16 protein-coding genes are annotated in these 13,434 nt (G+C 65.3%); 15 read left to right on the plus strand and 1 reads right to left on the minus strand.

The features are described from left to right. The first annotated feature begins 9 nt into the window (after positions 1 to 9). The 15 genes from IEV82_RS05375 (at position 10) to cysE (ending at position 11,978) form a co-directional block, all read left to right on the plus strand. Positions 10 to 558, plus strand: coding sequence for an HK97 family phage prohead protease (locus IEV82_RS05375; RefSeq protein WP_188480948.1), 549 nt, complete (start codon positions 10 to 12; stop codon positions 556 to 558). A gap of 29 nt (positions 559 to 587) precedes the next feature. Further along, positions 588 to 1,769 (plus strand): phage major capsid protein, encoded by a 1,182-nt coding sequence (locus IEV82_RS05380; protein ID WP_188480949.1) that lies wholly within the window; start codon positions 588 to 590, stop codon positions 1,767 to 1,769. Positions 1,770 to 1,936: 167 nt separating this feature from the next. Then, positions 1,937 to 2,530 (plus strand): head-tail connector protein, encoded by a 594-nt coding sequence (locus IEV82_RS05385; protein WP_188480950.1) that lies wholly within the window; start codon positions 1,937 to 1,939, stop codon positions 2,528 to 2,530. Next, the gene (locus IEV82_RS05390; RefSeq protein ID WP_188480951.1) at positions 2,527 to 2,865 is read left to right on the plus strand and encodes a head-tail adaptor protein; all 339 of its coding nucleotides are present in this window, start codon (positions 2,527 to 2,529) and stop codon (positions 2,863 to 2,865) included. Before IEV82_RS05385 ends, IEV82_RS05390 begins: the two co-directional genes overlap by 4 nt. Beyond that, positions 2,862 to 3,272, plus strand: coding sequence for a DUF3168 domain-containing protein (locus IEV82_RS05395; protein WP_188480952.1), 411 nt, complete (start codon positions 2,862 to 2,864; stop codon positions 3,270 to 3,272). The genes IEV82_RS05390 and IEV82_RS05395 overlap by 4 nt, the downstream gene beginning before the upstream one ends. A gap of 46 nt (positions 3,273 to 3,318) precedes the next feature. Next, a complete protein-coding gene (locus IEV82_RS05400) occupies positions 3,319 to 3,735 on the plus strand; it encodes a phage major tail protein, TP901-1 family (protein ID WP_188480953.1) in 417 nt (138 codons plus the stop codon). 2 nt (positions 3,736 to 3,737) lie between these two features. Further along, complete coding sequence (locus tag IEV82_RS05405; RefSeq protein ID WP_188480954.1) at positions 3,738 to 4,058, plus strand: gene transfer agent family protein; 321 nt, start codon at positions 3,738 to 3,740, stop codon at positions 4,056 to 4,058. Beyond that, positions 4,055 to 4,249 carry a rcc01693 family protein gene (locus tag IEV82_RS05410; RefSeq protein WP_188480955.1) on the plus strand — a complete coding sequence of 65 codons (195 nt, stop codon included), beginning with the start codon at positions 4,055 to 4,057 and terminating at the stop codon, positions 4,247 to 4,249. The genes IEV82_RS05405 and IEV82_RS05410 overlap by 4 nt, the downstream gene beginning before the upstream one ends. Further along, positions 4,242 to 4,892: an RcGTA-type gene transfer agent tail tape measure protein gene (locus IEV82_RS05415; protein ID WP_188480956.1), complete on the plus strand. Its 651-nt coding sequence runs from the start codon at positions 4,242 to 4,244 to the stop codon at positions 4,890 to 4,892. The genes IEV82_RS05410 and IEV82_RS05415 overlap by 8 nt, the downstream gene beginning before the upstream one ends. 12 nt (positions 4,893 to 4,904) lie before the next feature. After that, positions 4,905 to 5,537, plus strand: coding sequence for a DUF2460 domain-containing protein (locus tag IEV82_RS05420; RefSeq protein WP_188480957.1), 633 nt, complete (start codon positions 4,905 to 4,907; stop codon positions 5,535 to 5,537). Further along, positions 5,534 to 6,421 carry a phage/gene transfer agent baseplate hub protein gene (locus IEV82_RS05425; protein ID WP_188480958.1) on the plus strand — a complete coding sequence of 296 codons (888 nt, stop codon included), beginning with the start codon at positions 5,534 to 5,536 and terminating at the stop codon, positions 6,419 to 6,421. The genes IEV82_RS05420 and IEV82_RS05425 overlap by 4 nt, the downstream gene beginning before the upstream one ends. Beyond that, the gene (locus IEV82_RS05430; protein ID WP_188480959.1) at positions 6,418 to 6,861 is read left to right on the plus strand and encodes an NlpC/P60 family protein; all 444 of its coding nucleotides are present in this window, start codon (positions 6,418 to 6,420) and stop codon (positions 6,859 to 6,861) included. The genes IEV82_RS05425 and IEV82_RS05430 overlap by 4 nt, the downstream gene beginning before the upstream one ends. A 4-nt stretch (positions 6,862 to 6,865) precedes the next feature. Further along, positions 6,866 to 10,771: a baseplate multidomain protein megatron gene (locus IEV82_RS05435; RefSeq protein WP_188480960.1), complete on the plus strand. Its 3,906-nt coding sequence runs from the start codon at positions 6,866 to 6,868 to the stop codon at positions 10,769 to 10,771. Beyond that, on the plus strand, positions 10,768 to 11,094 hold the full coding sequence (locus IEV82_RS05440) for a DUF7742 family protein (protein WP_188480961.1): 327 nt from the start codon (positions 10,768 to 10,770) through the stop codon (positions 11,092 to 11,094). The genes IEV82_RS05435 and IEV82_RS05440 overlap by 4 nt, the downstream gene beginning before the upstream one ends. A gap of 74 nt (positions 11,095 to 11,168) precedes the next feature. Then, entirely contained in the window at positions 11,169 to 11,978 is an 810-nt protein-coding gene (gene cysE, locus IEV82_RS05445) for a serine O-acetyltransferase (protein WP_188480962.1), read from the plus strand. 118 nt (positions 11,979 to 12,096) lie between these two features. Here cysE and IEV82_RS05450 read toward each other — a convergent pair whose 3' ends face one another. Further along, the gene (locus IEV82_RS05450) at positions 12,097 to 13,401 is read right to left on the minus strand and encodes a pyruvate dehydrogenase complex dihydrolipoamide acetyltransferase (RefSeq protein ID WP_188480963.1); all 1,305 of its coding nucleotides are present in this window, start codon (positions 13,399 to 13,401) and stop codon (positions 12,097 to 12,099) included. Positions 13,402 to 13,434: the final 33 nt, after the last annotated feature.

Genomic DNA, 13,434 nt, shown 5'->3' on the forward strand with positions numbered 1-13,434 from the left:
GGGATTGAGATGGATTTGGAACGGAAATTCTGCCGGTTCGATGCGGATGTGACGGTTACGGACGGCTGCGTGATCGAAGGCTATGCATCGCGGTTCGGGGATTGCGATCAAGGCAATGATGTCGTGGCATCGGGGGCTTATGCGGCGTCGTTGACGCGGTTGGCCGAAGCTGGCCGGGCGGTCAAGATGCTGTGGCAGCATGATCCGGCGCAGCCCATCGGAATCTGGGACGAGGTGCGCGAGGACGCCATTGGGCTTTACGTGAAAGGTCGGTTGCTGGAGACCGTGGCACGGGGCCGGGAGGCGGCGGCGCTGGTGGCCGCGGGTGCGATTGACGGGCTGTCGATCGGCTATCGCACCAAGGCCGCCACGAAGGACAAGCAGGGCCGCAGGGTCCTGATGGAACTGGAGCTGTGGGAGGTGTCGCTGGTGACGTTCCCGATGCTGCCCAGTGCGCGGGTTGCGGCCAAGGGGGAGACCCCGGTTGAGGCTGACCTGCGGGAGATGGCACGCCTGATCGAAGAGGCGCGCCGGACATTGGTGGACGGCTGGGGCTAGGGCCACCCTTCAGAGATGGGAAAATCGGGATGAGTGAGACCGGGACAACGTCGCGGAGCGGGGAAGATGTGTCTCCGTTCACCCAGGTGGGTGCGGCCCTTGCGGGGCTGGTCGGCGACATGCGCCGACAGCGCGACGATTTCGACAGAAAGCTACAGGAACAGGAAGAGCGAATGACCAGGATTGATCGAAAGACCGCCCTTGTGGGGCGTCCGGCGCTGGCCGGTGGTGTGAAGACCGAGGACGTCCATTACCAGGCGTTCGACGCCTATCTGCGTACTGGCGATGACGATGCGCTGCGCGGGCTGGAAATGGATGTGAAATCCATGTCCACAATGGTGAACGGCGATGGCGGGTTCCTGATCGACCCGGTGACATCGGAGACCATTCAGGGCGTGCTGAAAAGCAGCGCGTCGCTGCGCGCGGTGGCGTCGGTCGTGAATGTCGAGGCGTCGAGCTATGACGTGCTGATCGACCAGGGCAATGCGGGGGCGGGTTGGGCCGACGAGGCTGCGTCGCGGTCCGAGACCGGGACACCGACCATCGACCGCATCTCGATCAAGCTGCACGAGCTGAGCGCGATGCCCAAGGCGAGCCAGCGGTTGCTGGACGACACGGCGTTCGACATCGAGACTTGGCTGGCGGGCAAGATCGCTGACACGTTTGCACGGGCCGAGGCAGGCGCGTTCATCAACGGTGACGGCAATGACAAGCCCAAAGGGTTTCTGACCCATCCGGCGGTGGACAACGACGTCTGGGAGTGGACCAATATCGGCTATGTGCCGACAGGTATTGACGGGTCCATCGGCAATGGCGACGCGCTGATCGAGCTGGTCTATGCGCTGGGGGCGGAATACCGCGCCAATGCGGTGTTCGTGATGAACTCGAAGACTGCCGGGACGCTGCGCAAGCTGAAGGATGCGGACGGGCGTCACCTGTGGTCGGACGGTTTCACCAGCGGAGAGCCTGCGCGTCTGCTGGGCTATCCGGTGCTGGTGGCCGAGGACATGCCGGACATCGCGTCGGGGGCAAATGCGATTGCCTTTGGTGATTTCCGCGCGGGCTACACGATTGCCGAACGCCCTGACCTGCGCGTGCTGCGCGATCCGTTCAGCGCCAAGCCGCATGTGCTGTTCTACGCGACCAAGCGAGTGGGCGGGAACGTGAGCGATTTCGCCGCGATCAAGTTGCTGCGCTTCGCCACCGCCTGAGCGGTGATGGCGGACATGGGGAAGGCGGTGCGGGCCGTCTTCCTCATGGGGCGCGCGCCGGTGTGCCGGCGTTGTCTAGCCGCTCCCTCCGTCCGAGCAGCGGCGGCGGCGCGCGTCCGACAACTTACCGGCCTCTGAATGAGGGACAGGTTTGCGGGGAACACGAGATGTACTTGATTGAAGAGAGCCAGATTGATGACGCGGCCCTGCCGGTGGCGCGGTTGCGCGACCATCTGAGGCTAGGCAGCGGGTTTGTCGAGGACGGGCTTCAGGATGGCTTGCTGGGCGGGTTTTTGCGGGCGGCGATGGCTGCGGTCGAGGCGCGGACGGGCAAGGCGCTTCTGGTGCGCGATTTCCTGTGCAGTCTGCATCGTTGGCGGGACGTGACCGGCCAGGGGCTTCCGATTGCGCCGGTGCGGGCGGTGACGCAGGTCACACTGGTCGATGCGTTCGGGGCGGGCGCTGTGGTGGACGCGGCGCGCTATGCGTTGGTGGCGGATGGTGACGCGCCCAAGCTGGTGCCGATGGGGGCCTGTCTGCCGTCCATCCCCGAGCATGGGAGCGTTGAGGTTCGGTTTCGTGCGGGTATGGCGGAGGCGTTTGGCGATCTGCCCGCCGATCTGGCGCAGGCGGTGATGCTGCTGGCGGCGCATTACTACGAATATCGCGACGAGACCGCGCTGGGGCAGGGCTGCATGCCGTTTGGCGTCACCAGCCTCATCGCGCGCTATCGCCCTGTACGGCTGGGGTTCGGGACATGAGCGGGCCGCGGCTCACATCGAAGCTGGTTCTGGAGCGGCTGGAGTCGGTGCCCGATGGCGCGGGTGGGATGCATGAAAGCTGGGTCGCGCTGGGCGTGTTGTGGGGTGAGGTGAAACCTCGGTCCGGACGCGAGGGCGTTGGCGAGGCCGGGCAGGTTTCGGTGACCGGGTTTCGGGTCTTGGTGCGGGGTGTGCCGCAGGGGCAGTCTGCGCGGCCTTTGCCGGAGCAGCGGTTTCGGGACGGTGCGCGGGTGTTTCGGATCAATTCGGTGACCGAGGCCGATCCGGGTGGTCGGTTTCTGACCTGCCTCTGTGACGAGGAGGTGGCGACATGAGCTATGCGGTGGCGGCGGCGTTGCAGGGGGCTGTGTACCAGCGTTTGCAGGGCGATGCGGCGTTGACTGCGCTGGTGGGAAGCCGGGTTTATGACGCGGTGCCCAAGGGGCGGTTGCCGGAGCTCTACGTGGCGCTGGGCCCGGAGCGGGCGGTGGATGCCAGCGACAAGACCGGGCGCGGCGCGTGGCACGAATTCGCGGTGTCGGTGATCTCGGACGATGCGGGGTTTCAGACAGCCAAGGAGGTGTCGGCGGCGGTGTGTGACGCGCTGATCGACGCCGGGTTGGTGTTGGACCGGGGCCGCTTGGTGGCGCTCAACTTCAAGCGGGCGGTGGCGCAGCGGGAAAAGGCAGGGCGGCGGAGGGTTGACCTGACCTTTCGCGCGCGGGTCGAGGATGACGCCTGAGGGCGTTTCGGATTTCCAGGAAATTTCCAGACAGGGAGTGTGGGCGATGGGTGCTCAGAACGGGAAAGACCTTTTGATCAAGGTCGATTTGGATGGCAGCGGCACGTTCGAAACGCTGGCGGGGCTGCGGGCGACGCGGATCAGTTTCAACGCCGAAGCGGTGGATGTGACCTCGCTTGAGAGCGACGGCGGGTGGCGCGAGTTGCTGGCGGGTGCGGGTGTGCGCAGTGTCGCGATATCCGGTGCCGGGGTTTTCAAGGATGCCAGCACGGATGAGCGGGCGCGGCAGATCTTTTTCGACAGCCAGACGCCAGCGTTCCAGGTGATCATCCCGGATTTCGGCGTGGTGCAGGCGCCGTTCCAGGTGACGGGGCTGGACTATGCCGGGTCGCATAATGGCGAGGCGACTTATGAGTTGTCGCTGGCCTCGGCGGGTGTTGTGGCCTTCACGGCGGCGGTCTGAGCATGGCGAACCCCTGGCGCGGAGAGGTGACGCTGGTGATCGACGGGGAGCCGCATGTGCTGCGGTTGACGCTGGGGGCATTGGCGGAACTGGAGGCGGGTCTCAAGGCAGACACGTTGGTTGATCTGGTGGCGCGGTTCGAAGGCGGCGGGTGTTCGAGCCGCGATGTGCTGGCGTTGATCGTGGCCGGATTGCGCGGCGGGGGCTGGCGCGGGACGTCGGCGGATTTGCTGGCGGCGGAGATCGACGGCGGGCCATTGGCGGCGGCGCGGGTGGCGGCGGAATTGCTCGCGCGGGCGTTCGTGCCGGTGGGCGAGGGATGAGCCGGTTCGACTGGCCCGGGCTGTTGCGTGCCGGAGTGCGCGGGCTGGGGCTGCGCCCGGCGGAGTTCTGGGCGCTGACCCCGGCGGAGTTGCATCTGCTGCTGGGGGGCGGGTCAGCCCCTTTGGGGCGGAGCGGATTGGACGCGCTGATGGCGGCCTATCCGGACAAGCGGGGGGATCAGGATGATTGAGTTGGACAGCATGGATGGGTTCGAGGCGCAGGTGAGCGCCTTGGAAGAGGCATTGGCCGGGGCGTCGAGCATGGCGGGCGGGTTTCAGGCCGAGATGGCGAAGGTGCGGGAGTCTCTGGCGGAGACTGGCAAGGGCGCGTCCAAGCTGGAAGGTGCGCTGAACAGCGGTTTGAGCCGGGCGATTGATGGGATTGTCTTTGATGGAATGAAGCTGTCGGACGCGCTGGGCACCATTGCGCAGTCGATGATCGGCGCGACATACCGTGCTGCCGTTAACCCGGTGAAAGAGCATCTGAGCGGGTTGGTGATGCAGGGGATCAGCAACCTGCTGCCCTTTGCCAATGGAGCGAGCTTTGCGCAAGGCCGCGTGATGCCCTTTGCCGATGGCGGCGTGATCAGCGGGCCGACGACGTTTCCGATGCGGGGCGGTGTCGGATTGATGGGCGAGGCCGGGCCGGAGGCGATCATGCCGTTGGCGCGGGGGGCCGATGGCAAGCTGGGAGTGCGGGCTGGCGGCGGAGGGCGTGCGGTCAATGTGGTCATGAACATCTCGACCCCGGATGTACAGGGGTTCCGGCGGTCGCAAAGCCAGATCGCGGCGCAGATGGGCCGGGTGCTGGGTGCAGGTCAGCGGAACCTGTGAGGAGGGACGAGCATGCGGTTTCATGAGGTGCGGTTTCCAACAGCGCTGAGTTTCGGCTCCATCGGCGGGCCAGAGCGGCGAACGGATGTGGTCACGCTGGCGAGCGGGTTCGAGGAGCGCAACACGCCCTGGGCGCACTCGCGCAGGCGGTATGATGCCGGGATCGGGCTGCGGTCGATGGACGATATCGACACGTTGATCGCGTTTTTCGAGGCGCGGCGTGGGCAGATGTACGGCTTTCGCTGGAAGGATTGGGCGGATTTCAAATCGTGCAAGCCCTCGGCGCAGGTGTCGGCCGCGGATCAGGTCATCGGGTCAGGGGACGGCGTTGCGACCGCATTTGCGTTGCGCAAGGCGTATGCGTCGGGGGATGCGGTTTATCTGCGCCCGGTGGCCAAGCCGGCTGCGGGGAGCGTTGTCGTTGCCTTGGACGGCGTGGCGCAGGTCGAGGGGGTGGATTTTACCGTCGATGCGGCGACCGGAGTTGTGTCGTTTCTTGCGGCGCCGGCTTTGGGTGTTCCGGTGACGGCGGGCTTCGAGTTTGACGTGCCGGTGCGGTTCGACACGGATCGCATCCAGACCTCTGCCGCGACGTTTCAGGCAGGCGAGGTGCCGGATGTGCCGGTTGTGGAGTTGCGCGTATGAGTGGCGCGGACGCGCTGGCGGCGCATCTGGCCATTGGTGTCACGACTGTCGCGCGGGCCTGGGAGGTCCGGCGCAAGGACGGGCGGCGGTTCGGGTTTACGGATCATGACCGCGACCTGAGTTTCGGCGGTGTGGTGTACCGGGCCGATACGGGTATGAGTGCCGCGGCGGTGCAGCAGGGCACGGGACTGTCGGTGGACAATTCCGAAGCCATCGGGGCGCTGTCGGATGCCAGCGTGTCCGAGGCCGATATCGCCGCAGGGCGCTTTGATGGGGCCGAGGTGACGGCATGGCTGGTCAACTGGGCCGATGTGGCGGCGCGCAAGGTGCTGTTTCGTGGATCGCTTGGTGAGATCACCCGCAGCGGCGGCGCGTTTACGGCAGAGTTGCGCGGGCTGACGGAATGGCTCAACCGGCCTGTCGGGCGGGTGTACCAGGCGCCCTGTCTGGCAGTTCTGGGCGATGCGACCTGCGGGGTGAACACTGACGCGGTGACGATGTCGGCTGAGGCGACGGTGACCGGCGTCAGCGATCAGGGTGCGCTGGTATTGGCCGGAGCGTCGGGGTTCGAAGCTGCGTGGTTCCAGCGGGGGCGTTTGACGGTCCTCGATGGCTCTGCCGAAGGCTTGTGGGCTGCGGTCAAGCGCGATGTTCTGTTCGAGGATGGTGCGCGGCAGATCGAGCTTTGGGAGCCATTGCGGGCTGTGGTGGCCGTGGGCGACCGGGTCAGGTTGATCGTTGGCTGTGACAAGCGGTTCGAGACCTGTCGCGCCAAGTTCGACAATGTGGTGAATTTCCAAGGGTTTCCGGACATTCCGCAGGAGGAGTGGGTCTTGATCCCGCCAAGCTCTGCACGGTCGCGCGGCGGCGGGAGCCTGCGATGACGCGCGGCGAGGTTGTGACCGAGGCGCGGCGCTGGATCGGGACGCCCTATGTGCATCAGGCCAGTCTGATCGGTGCGGGTGCGGATTGTCTCGGGCTGTTGCGCGGGGTCTGGCGGACGCTTTACGGGGCCGAGCCGGGCGATGTGCCGGCCTATACGCCCGACTGGTCCGAACCGCAGGGGGACGAGGTGCTGTGGCGCGCGCTTGCGGCGCGGATGCCGGGCCGGGCGTTGGACGATGAGGCGGCGGGTGATTTGATCCTGTTCCGGATGCGCGACCGTGGCGTTGCAAAACATCTGGGCATTCAGACCCGGATCGGCGCGGGCGCGCGGTTCGTGCATGCCTATTCCGGGCACGGGGTTCTGGAAACCGCGCTCAGCGCGCCCTGGCAGCGGCGCATCGTGGCGCGGTTCGGGTTTCCCGACATTCAGGAAGGATAGACGGATGGCGACACTGGTTCTTTCGGCGGCAGGTGCTGCGCTGGGCAGCAGCCTTGGCGGATCGGTGCTGGGCCTGTCCATGTCGGCGGTGGGTCGGTTCGCGGGGGCGACGCTTGGCCGGGCCATCGACCAGCGGGTTCTGGGCGGCGGAGCGCGCAGCATCGAGACCGGGCGGTTGGACCGTTTGCGGCTGAGCACGGCGGGGGAAGGCCAGCCAATCCCGCAGATTTACGGGCGGATGCGGGTCGGCGGGCACATCATCTGGGCGACGCAGTTCAAGGAACACGTGTCGAAATCCGGCGGTGGAAAGGGCTTGTCCGCACAGCCGACGATCCGGGAATACAGCTATTCGGTGAGCCTTGCCGTGGCGCTGTGCGAAGGCGAGATCACCAGCGTGAACCGCATCTGGGCCGACGGGGACGAAGTGTCGGTCTTTGATCTGAACATGGTTGTCTATCCGGGTTCGCGGGACCAGATGCCCGATCCGAAGATGGAAGCGGTCGAGGGCGTGGGTGCGGTGCCGGCCTATCGCGGCACGGCTTACGTGGTGTTCGAGGACCTGGACCTGGAGCGCTTTGGCAACCGGGTGCCGCAGTTTTCCTTTGAGGTGACGCGCCCCGTGCAGGACGATCCCGAGGATGTGCCCTTCAACATCCGCGCTGTGGCGATGATTCCGGGGACGGGGGAGTATTCGTTGGCCACCGAGCCTGTTGTGCTCGATGGAGGTGCTGGCAAATCGACCACCATAAATGTCAACAGTCCGTCTGACCGACCGGATTTCGTCACATCCCTCAGGCATTTGCAGGACGAGGTGCCCGATTGCGGGGCGGTGTCGCTGGTTGTGAGCTGGTTCGGCAGTGACCTGCGCTGTGGGGATTGCGTGATCGAACCGAAGGTCGAGCAGAATGAGGTGGACAGCACCGGGATGCCTTGGGTGGTCAGCGGGCTGGTGCGCGCCGATGCCGGTTTGGTGCCTGTCGAGGAGGGGCGCCCGGTTTATGGCGGGACGCCCTGTGATGCATCGGTGATCCAGTCGATCCGCGACATGACGGTCAAGGGGCTGGAGGTTCTGTATTACCCGTTCATCCTGATGGAGCAGATGCCCGGCAACGGATTGCCCGATCCGTGGACCGGAGGGGTGGGTCAACCGAAGCTGCCATGGCGGGGGCGAATCACGGCGAGCGTGGCTCCGGGGCAAGCGGGTGATCCGACCGGGACCAGCGTGATCGATGACGAGGTGGCGGCGTTCTTTGGGTCGGCGTCGGTAGGGGATTTCGTGGTCGAAGACGGCTCTGTCACCTACACTCCCGAGGCGCAGGATTGGGGCTATCGCCGGTTCATCCTGCATCAGGCCCATCTTTGCGCCGTGGCCGGAGGTGTGACCGCGTTCTGCATAGGGTCTGAAATGCGCAGCCTGACGCAATTGCGGGGCGCGTCGGGATTTCCGGCGGTTGAGGCCATGCGGGTGCTGGCGGCGGAGTGTCGCGCGATCCTCGGGCCGGGCGTGAAGATCGGCTATGCGGCGGATTGGTCTGAATATTTCGGCTACCACCCTCAGGATGGCAGCGGGGACGTGTATTTTCACCTCGATCCGCTTTGGGCCGATCGGCATGTCGATTTCATCGGCATCGACAACTACATGCGCCTGTCGGATTGGCGGGATGGCGAAGACCATGCCGATGCGGGCTGGGGCGCGATCTACAACCTTGATTACCTGCGGGCGAATGTCGCCGGGGGCGAGGGGTATGACTGGTACTATCCGTCGCAAGAGGCGCGCGATCTCCAACAGCGCGCGCTGATCACCGATGGGGCGAATGACGAGCCCTGGGTGTACCGCTACAAGGACATCCGCAACTGGTGGTCGCAGCCGCATCACAACCGGATCGGCGGGGTGCGTCAGGTGGTTCCAACGGAATGGGTGCCGGAAAGCAAGCCGATCTGGTTTACGGAAATCGGCTGTGCCGCGGTCAACAAGTCCACGAACGAGCCGAACAAGTTTCTTGATCCCAAGAGTTCCGAAAGCACATTACCGTCTTATTCCAACGGGTTGCGGGACGAATTGATCCAGCATCAATACCTGCGCGCGATGCTGTCATACTGGGGAGATCCGGCGCATAACCCGGTGTCGGGGCTTTATGGCGAGCCGATGATCGACATGGGGCGGGTCTTTGTCTGGGCCTGGGATGCGCGGCCCTATCCGTGGTTTCCCAATGTGGACGAGATGTGGTCGGACGGGCCAAACTACCGGCGCGGGCACTGGATCAACGGGCGGGTGTCGGGGCGCACATTGGCCTCGGTGGTGGCCGAGATCTGTGAGCGATCGGGGCTGCGCGACTATGACGTGAGCGGGCTTTACGGCTTTGTGCGCGGGTATCTTGCGCCGGATGTGGCGGATGCGCGGCGGGCCTTGCAGCCTTTGATGATGGCTTACGGGTTCGACGCGATCGAACGCGACGGGGTGGTGGTGTTTCGCAATCGCAGTGGCGCGAGGGCGGTGTCGCTTGGGTTCGACCAGTTCGCGGCGCATGACGATCTGGGGGTCGAGGTTGTGCAGAGCCGCAGCTCCGAGGCCGAGATGTCGGGGCGCGTGCGGCTGAACTTTGTGGAGGCGGATGGCGACTACCGCAATATTTCCGAGGAATCGGTGCTGCCCGACGAAGGCACCCATGCTGTGGCGGAAAGCGAGGTCCCGCTTTTGCTGACGCGGCCCGAGGGGCGCCAAGCGGTCGAGCGCTGGCTGAGCGAGGCGCGGGTGTCGCGGGACGGGGTGCGCTTTGCGTTGCCCTTGTCGCAACAGGCGCTGGGCGCGGGCGATCTGGTTCGGCTGCCCAGTGAGGCAGGTGCGATGACGGTGCGCATCGACAGGGTGGAGCAGACCACGCACCTTTTGATCGACGCGGTGCGGGTCGAGCCCGGTGTGTATCTTCCGGCGGATTTCCCGGATGATCCGACACCGTCACAGCGCCATGTGTCGAGCGGGCCGGTCCTGCCGCTCTTTCTTGATCTGCCCTTGATGCGAGGCGACGAGGTGCCGCATGCGCCACATCTGGCGGTGACGGCGGATCCTTGGCCGGGGGATGTGGCTGTGTATGACGCGGCAGAGGATGCCGGCTATGCGCTGAACGGGCTGGTGGGCGTGGCCGCAACTGTCGGTGTCACGCGCACGGCCGTGTTGCGGGCTGCGTCCGGGCTGGTGGATCACGCGACGCGGATCGACGTGGCCCTGACCTCGGGCAGCCTGTCGTCGGTGAGTGAGGCCGGACTGCTGGGCGGGGCGAACCTTGCGGCCATCGGGACGGGTGATCCGGGCACGTGGGAGGTGATCCAGTTCCGGACCGCCGAGCTGATCGGACCGGGGGTCTGGCGGATCAGCGAACTATTGCGCGGACAGTTCGGGACCGATGCGCTGATGCCCGACATTCTGGAGGCGGGCGCGTATTTCGTGCGACTGGACGGCACGCCGCGCCAGATCGCTTTGGCAACGGCGCAGCGTGGGCAGGTGCGGCACTACCGGATCGGTCCGGCGGACAAACCCCATGATCATGCCGCCTACAGACACGAGGTGCAGGCGTTTGCCGGGATCGGGCTGCGGCCTTACAGCCCGGTGCATCTGACGGCACGATCCGTTGCGGGCGATCTGGTGGTGTCCTGGATTCGCCGTGCGCGGATCGAGGCGGATGGCTGGGACCTGCCAGAAATCCCGCTGGGTGAGGACCGGGAGGCCTATGTGCTGCGCGTTCTGGTCGGGGGCAGCGTCCTGCGCCACGTTGATCTGGGTGCCGCGGCTTGGACATACAGCGCGGTGATGCAAGCTGAGGACGGGGCCAATGGGGCGGTGGAGATCGAGGTCGCGCAGGTGTCTGACCGCTTTGGCGCAGGACCGGCTGTGCGGATCGCGGTGCTGCCGTGACGCCCGTGATCTACAACGATGTGCTGGCGGCGGTGTCGGTCGTGGCCGCCGTGCCGCCTGACCGGCAGGCAGAGGTCATTGCGGAACTGATCCATGACGCCGATCTGGCCGAGGCTTACCGTCTGAAGTATCGCGCCGCGCATCCGGTGTTTGGCGATGGCAGCCTGATCGCGGCAGCGCTGCGCCATGACCGGCACGACCGTTGTTCGTTTCAGAACATGGAGGGTTTGACCGCCTGGCTGTGCGTTCTGAGCGCACTTTTGGCGCGGTTGTCCGAAACCAAGGCCTCAGGACACGCGCAGGAGCGCCATTCTTTGCGGTGATCTTTGCGATCACAGCTTTGCGTTTTCGATCTTTGCGCCTATCTGCTAAACTCGTACTGTAAAGGAGATATGGCATGGCTGAAACGCGCGCAAAACTTGCTTCGGTAGATCCGGTCTGGGCCCGGATCGTCAGGGAAGCGGACGAGGCTGTGGCCAAGGAACCGCTGCTGGGTGGTATGATCCATTACTCGGTGCTGCACCATCCGAGCCTCGAACGGGCGCTGAGCTACCGGATTTCGCTGAAGCTCGCCAATGGCGAGATGACCGAGCAGATCCTGCGCGAGATTTGTGACGAGGCCTTTGCCTCTGACCCGCAGCTTGCCATGGCGGCGCGCGCCGATATCGTGGCGGTCTATGAACGCGATCCCGCCTGCCACCGGTTTTTGCAGCCGCTGCTGTTCTTCAAGGGGTTCCAGGCGATCCAGTGCTACCGGCTTGGAAACTGGCTTTGGCGGCAGGGGCGGACCGATCTGGCCTATTTCGTCCAGATGCGCTGTTCCGAGGCGTTCGGCGTCGACATTCACCCGGCGGCGAAGATCGGGCAGGGCATCATGATCGACCACGCCCATTCCATCGTGATCGGGGAAACGGCGGTTGTGGGCGACAACGTGTCAATGCTGCATTCCGTGACGCTGGGCGGAACCGGCAAGGAAGAGGAAGATCGTCATCCCAAGATCGGTGATGGTGTGCTGATCGGGGCGGGTGCCAAGGTGCTGGGCAATATCCGCGTGGGCAATTGTTCGCGCGTGGCTGCCGGGTCCGTGGTGCTGGATGAGGTGCCGCCCTGCAAGACCGTGGCCGGGGTTCCGGCGCGGATCGTGGGCGAGGCGGGCTGTGCGCAGCCGTCGATCAGCATGGACCAAATCCTGCGTTCGGGTGCGTGAGGTGAGGGTGGCGATGCGGTGACGCATCGCCTGTTTCCGGTGACGGAAACACGGGGGCGCTGCCCCCGTCGCCCAAGGGCGACTCCCCCGAGGTATTTCGGAACCAGAGAAGACCGGGTCAGGCGAGCATTGCCATCGGGTTTTCCAGGTTGTCCACGATCGCTTGGAGGAGTTCGGCGCCCAGTGCGCCGTCGATCACGCGATGATCCACCGACAGTGTCATGGACATCATTGTTGCAACGGTGAGCGTGCCATCCCCTCCCACCACCGGTTTTTTCATCCCCGCGCCGACGGCGAGGATCGCCCCATGCGGCGGGTTGATGACAGCGTCGAAATTCTCGATCCCGAACATGCCGAGGTTGGAGATGGCAAAGCTGCCGCCCTGATACTCATGCGGGGCCAGCTTGCGGTCGCGGGCGCTGGTGGCCAGATCCTTCATCTCGGCGGACAGCGCCGACAGGGATTTCTGGTGCGCGTCCTTGAGCACCGGCGTGAACAGCCCACCCTCGATGGCCACGGCCACGGCCACATCTGACGGTTCCAGTTGCAGGATGCGATCGCCCGCCCAGACGGCATTGGCGGCAGGCACCTGTTGCAGGGCCAGAGCACAGGCCTTGATGATGAAGTCGTTGACGCTGAGTTTCACGCCGCGCTTTTCGAGTTGGGCGTTGAGTTGCGCGCGGAACGCCATGAGCGGGTCGAGGGTCACGGACCGGCGCAGGTAGAAATGCGGGATTGTCTGTTTGGCCTCGGTGAGGCGCGCAGCGATGGTCTTGCGCATGCCGTCCAGCGGCACTTCGGTATAGGCGCGGCCTTCATACATGCGGGCCACTGCGCTGGCATCGACGGGCTTCGGGGCCGGGGCGGACGCGGGGACTTCGTCCTTGGTCGGGGCAGTGGCGCTCTGGGACGACGCGCTTTCGACATCGGCCTTGACGATGCGCCCACGGGGGCCGGAGCCCGTGATCTGGCTCAGGTCCAGACCCTTGTCGTTGGCGATCCTGCGCGCAAGCGGTGAAGCGAAAATGCGATCGCCGGATGCGGTCTTGGTCTGCGGGGCCTCACCGCGGCCATAGCCCTTTGCGGGGGTGGTTGCCTCCGAGGCCTCGGCCGGGCCGATGTTCGATGAGGCCGGGGCCTCTTTTGGCGCGGAGGGCGTGCCCAGATCATCGGCGCTTTCGCCATCTTCGAGCAGCATCGCGATGGGGGTGTTCACTTTGACGCCCTCGGTGCCTTCGGCGACCAACAGCTTGCCGATCACGCCGTCATCCACCGCTTCGAATTCCATCGTCGCCTTGTCGGTTTCGATCTCGGCCACGATGTCGCCCGAGGACACCACGTCGCCTTCCTTGACCAGCCATTTCGCCAGCGTGCCCTCTTCCATCGTGGGCGAGAGGGCGGGCATGAGGATTTCGATGGGCATGTCAGGTCTCCTCGATCAGGGTGATGAGGTCAT

Origin of the sequence: Marivita lacus, from assembly GCF_014637725.1 — a bacterium.
Lineage (GTDB): Bacteria > Pseudomonadota > Alphaproteobacteria > Rhodobacterales > Rhodobacteraceae > Marivita > Marivita lacus.

Excerpts from the sequence above, each read along its gene's own strand:
- IEV82_RS05375 (WP_188480948.1), top strand. The coding sequence starts at position 10 with ATGGATTTGGAACGGAAATTCTGCCGGTTCGATGCGGATGTGACGGTT.
- IEV82_RS05380 (WP_188480949.1), top strand. The coding sequence starts at position 588 with ATGAGTGAGACCGGGACAACGTCGCGGAGCGGGGAAGATGTGTCTCCG.
- IEV82_RS05385 (WP_188480950.1), top strand. The coding sequence starts at position 1,937 with ATGTACTTGATTGAAGAGAGCCAGATTGATGACGCGGCCCTGCCGGTG.
- IEV82_RS05390 (WP_188480951.1), top strand. The coding sequence starts at position 2,527 with ATGAGCGGGCCGCGGCTCACATCGAAGCTGGTTCTGGAGCGGCTGGAG.
- IEV82_RS05395 (WP_188480952.1), top strand. The coding sequence starts at position 2,862 with ATGAGCTATGCGGTGGCGGCGGCGTTGCAGGGGGCTGTGTACCAGCGT.
- IEV82_RS05400 (WP_188480953.1), top strand. The coding sequence starts at position 3,319 with ATGGGTGCTCAGAACGGGAAAGACCTTTTGATCAAGGTCGATTTGGAT.
- IEV82_RS05405 (WP_188480954.1), top strand. The coding sequence starts at position 3,738 with ATGGCGAACCCCTGGCGCGGAGAGGTGACGCTGGTGATCGACGGGGAG.
- IEV82_RS05410 (WP_188480955.1), top strand. The coding sequence starts at position 4,055 with ATGAGCCGGTTCGACTGGCCCGGGCTGTTGCGTGCCGGAGTGCGCGGG.
- IEV82_RS05415 (WP_188480956.1), top strand. The coding sequence starts at position 4,242 with ATGATTGAGTTGGACAGCATGGATGGGTTCGAGGCGCAGGTGAGCGCC.
- IEV82_RS05420 (WP_188480957.1), top strand. The coding sequence starts at position 4,905 with ATGCGGTTTCATGAGGTGCGGTTTCCAACAGCGCTGAGTTTCGGCTCC.
- IEV82_RS05425 (WP_188480958.1), top strand. The coding sequence starts at position 5,534 with ATGAGTGGCGCGGACGCGCTGGCGGCGCATCTGGCCATTGGTGTCACG.
- IEV82_RS05430 (WP_188480959.1), top strand. The coding sequence starts at position 6,418 with ATGACGCGCGGCGAGGTTGTGACCGAGGCGCGGCGCTGGATCGGGACG.
- IEV82_RS05435 (WP_188480960.1), top strand. The coding sequence starts at position 6,866 with ATGGCGACACTGGTTCTTTCGGCGGCAGGTGCTGCGCTGGGCAGCAGC.
- cysE (WP_188480962.1), top strand. The coding sequence starts at position 11,169 with ATGGCTGAAACGCGCGCAAAACTTGCTTCGGTAGATCCGGTCTGGGCC.
- IEV82_RS05450 (WP_188480963.1), bottom strand. The coding sequence starts at position 13,401 with ATGCCCATCGAAATCCTCATGCCCGCCCTCTCGCCCACGATGGAAGAG.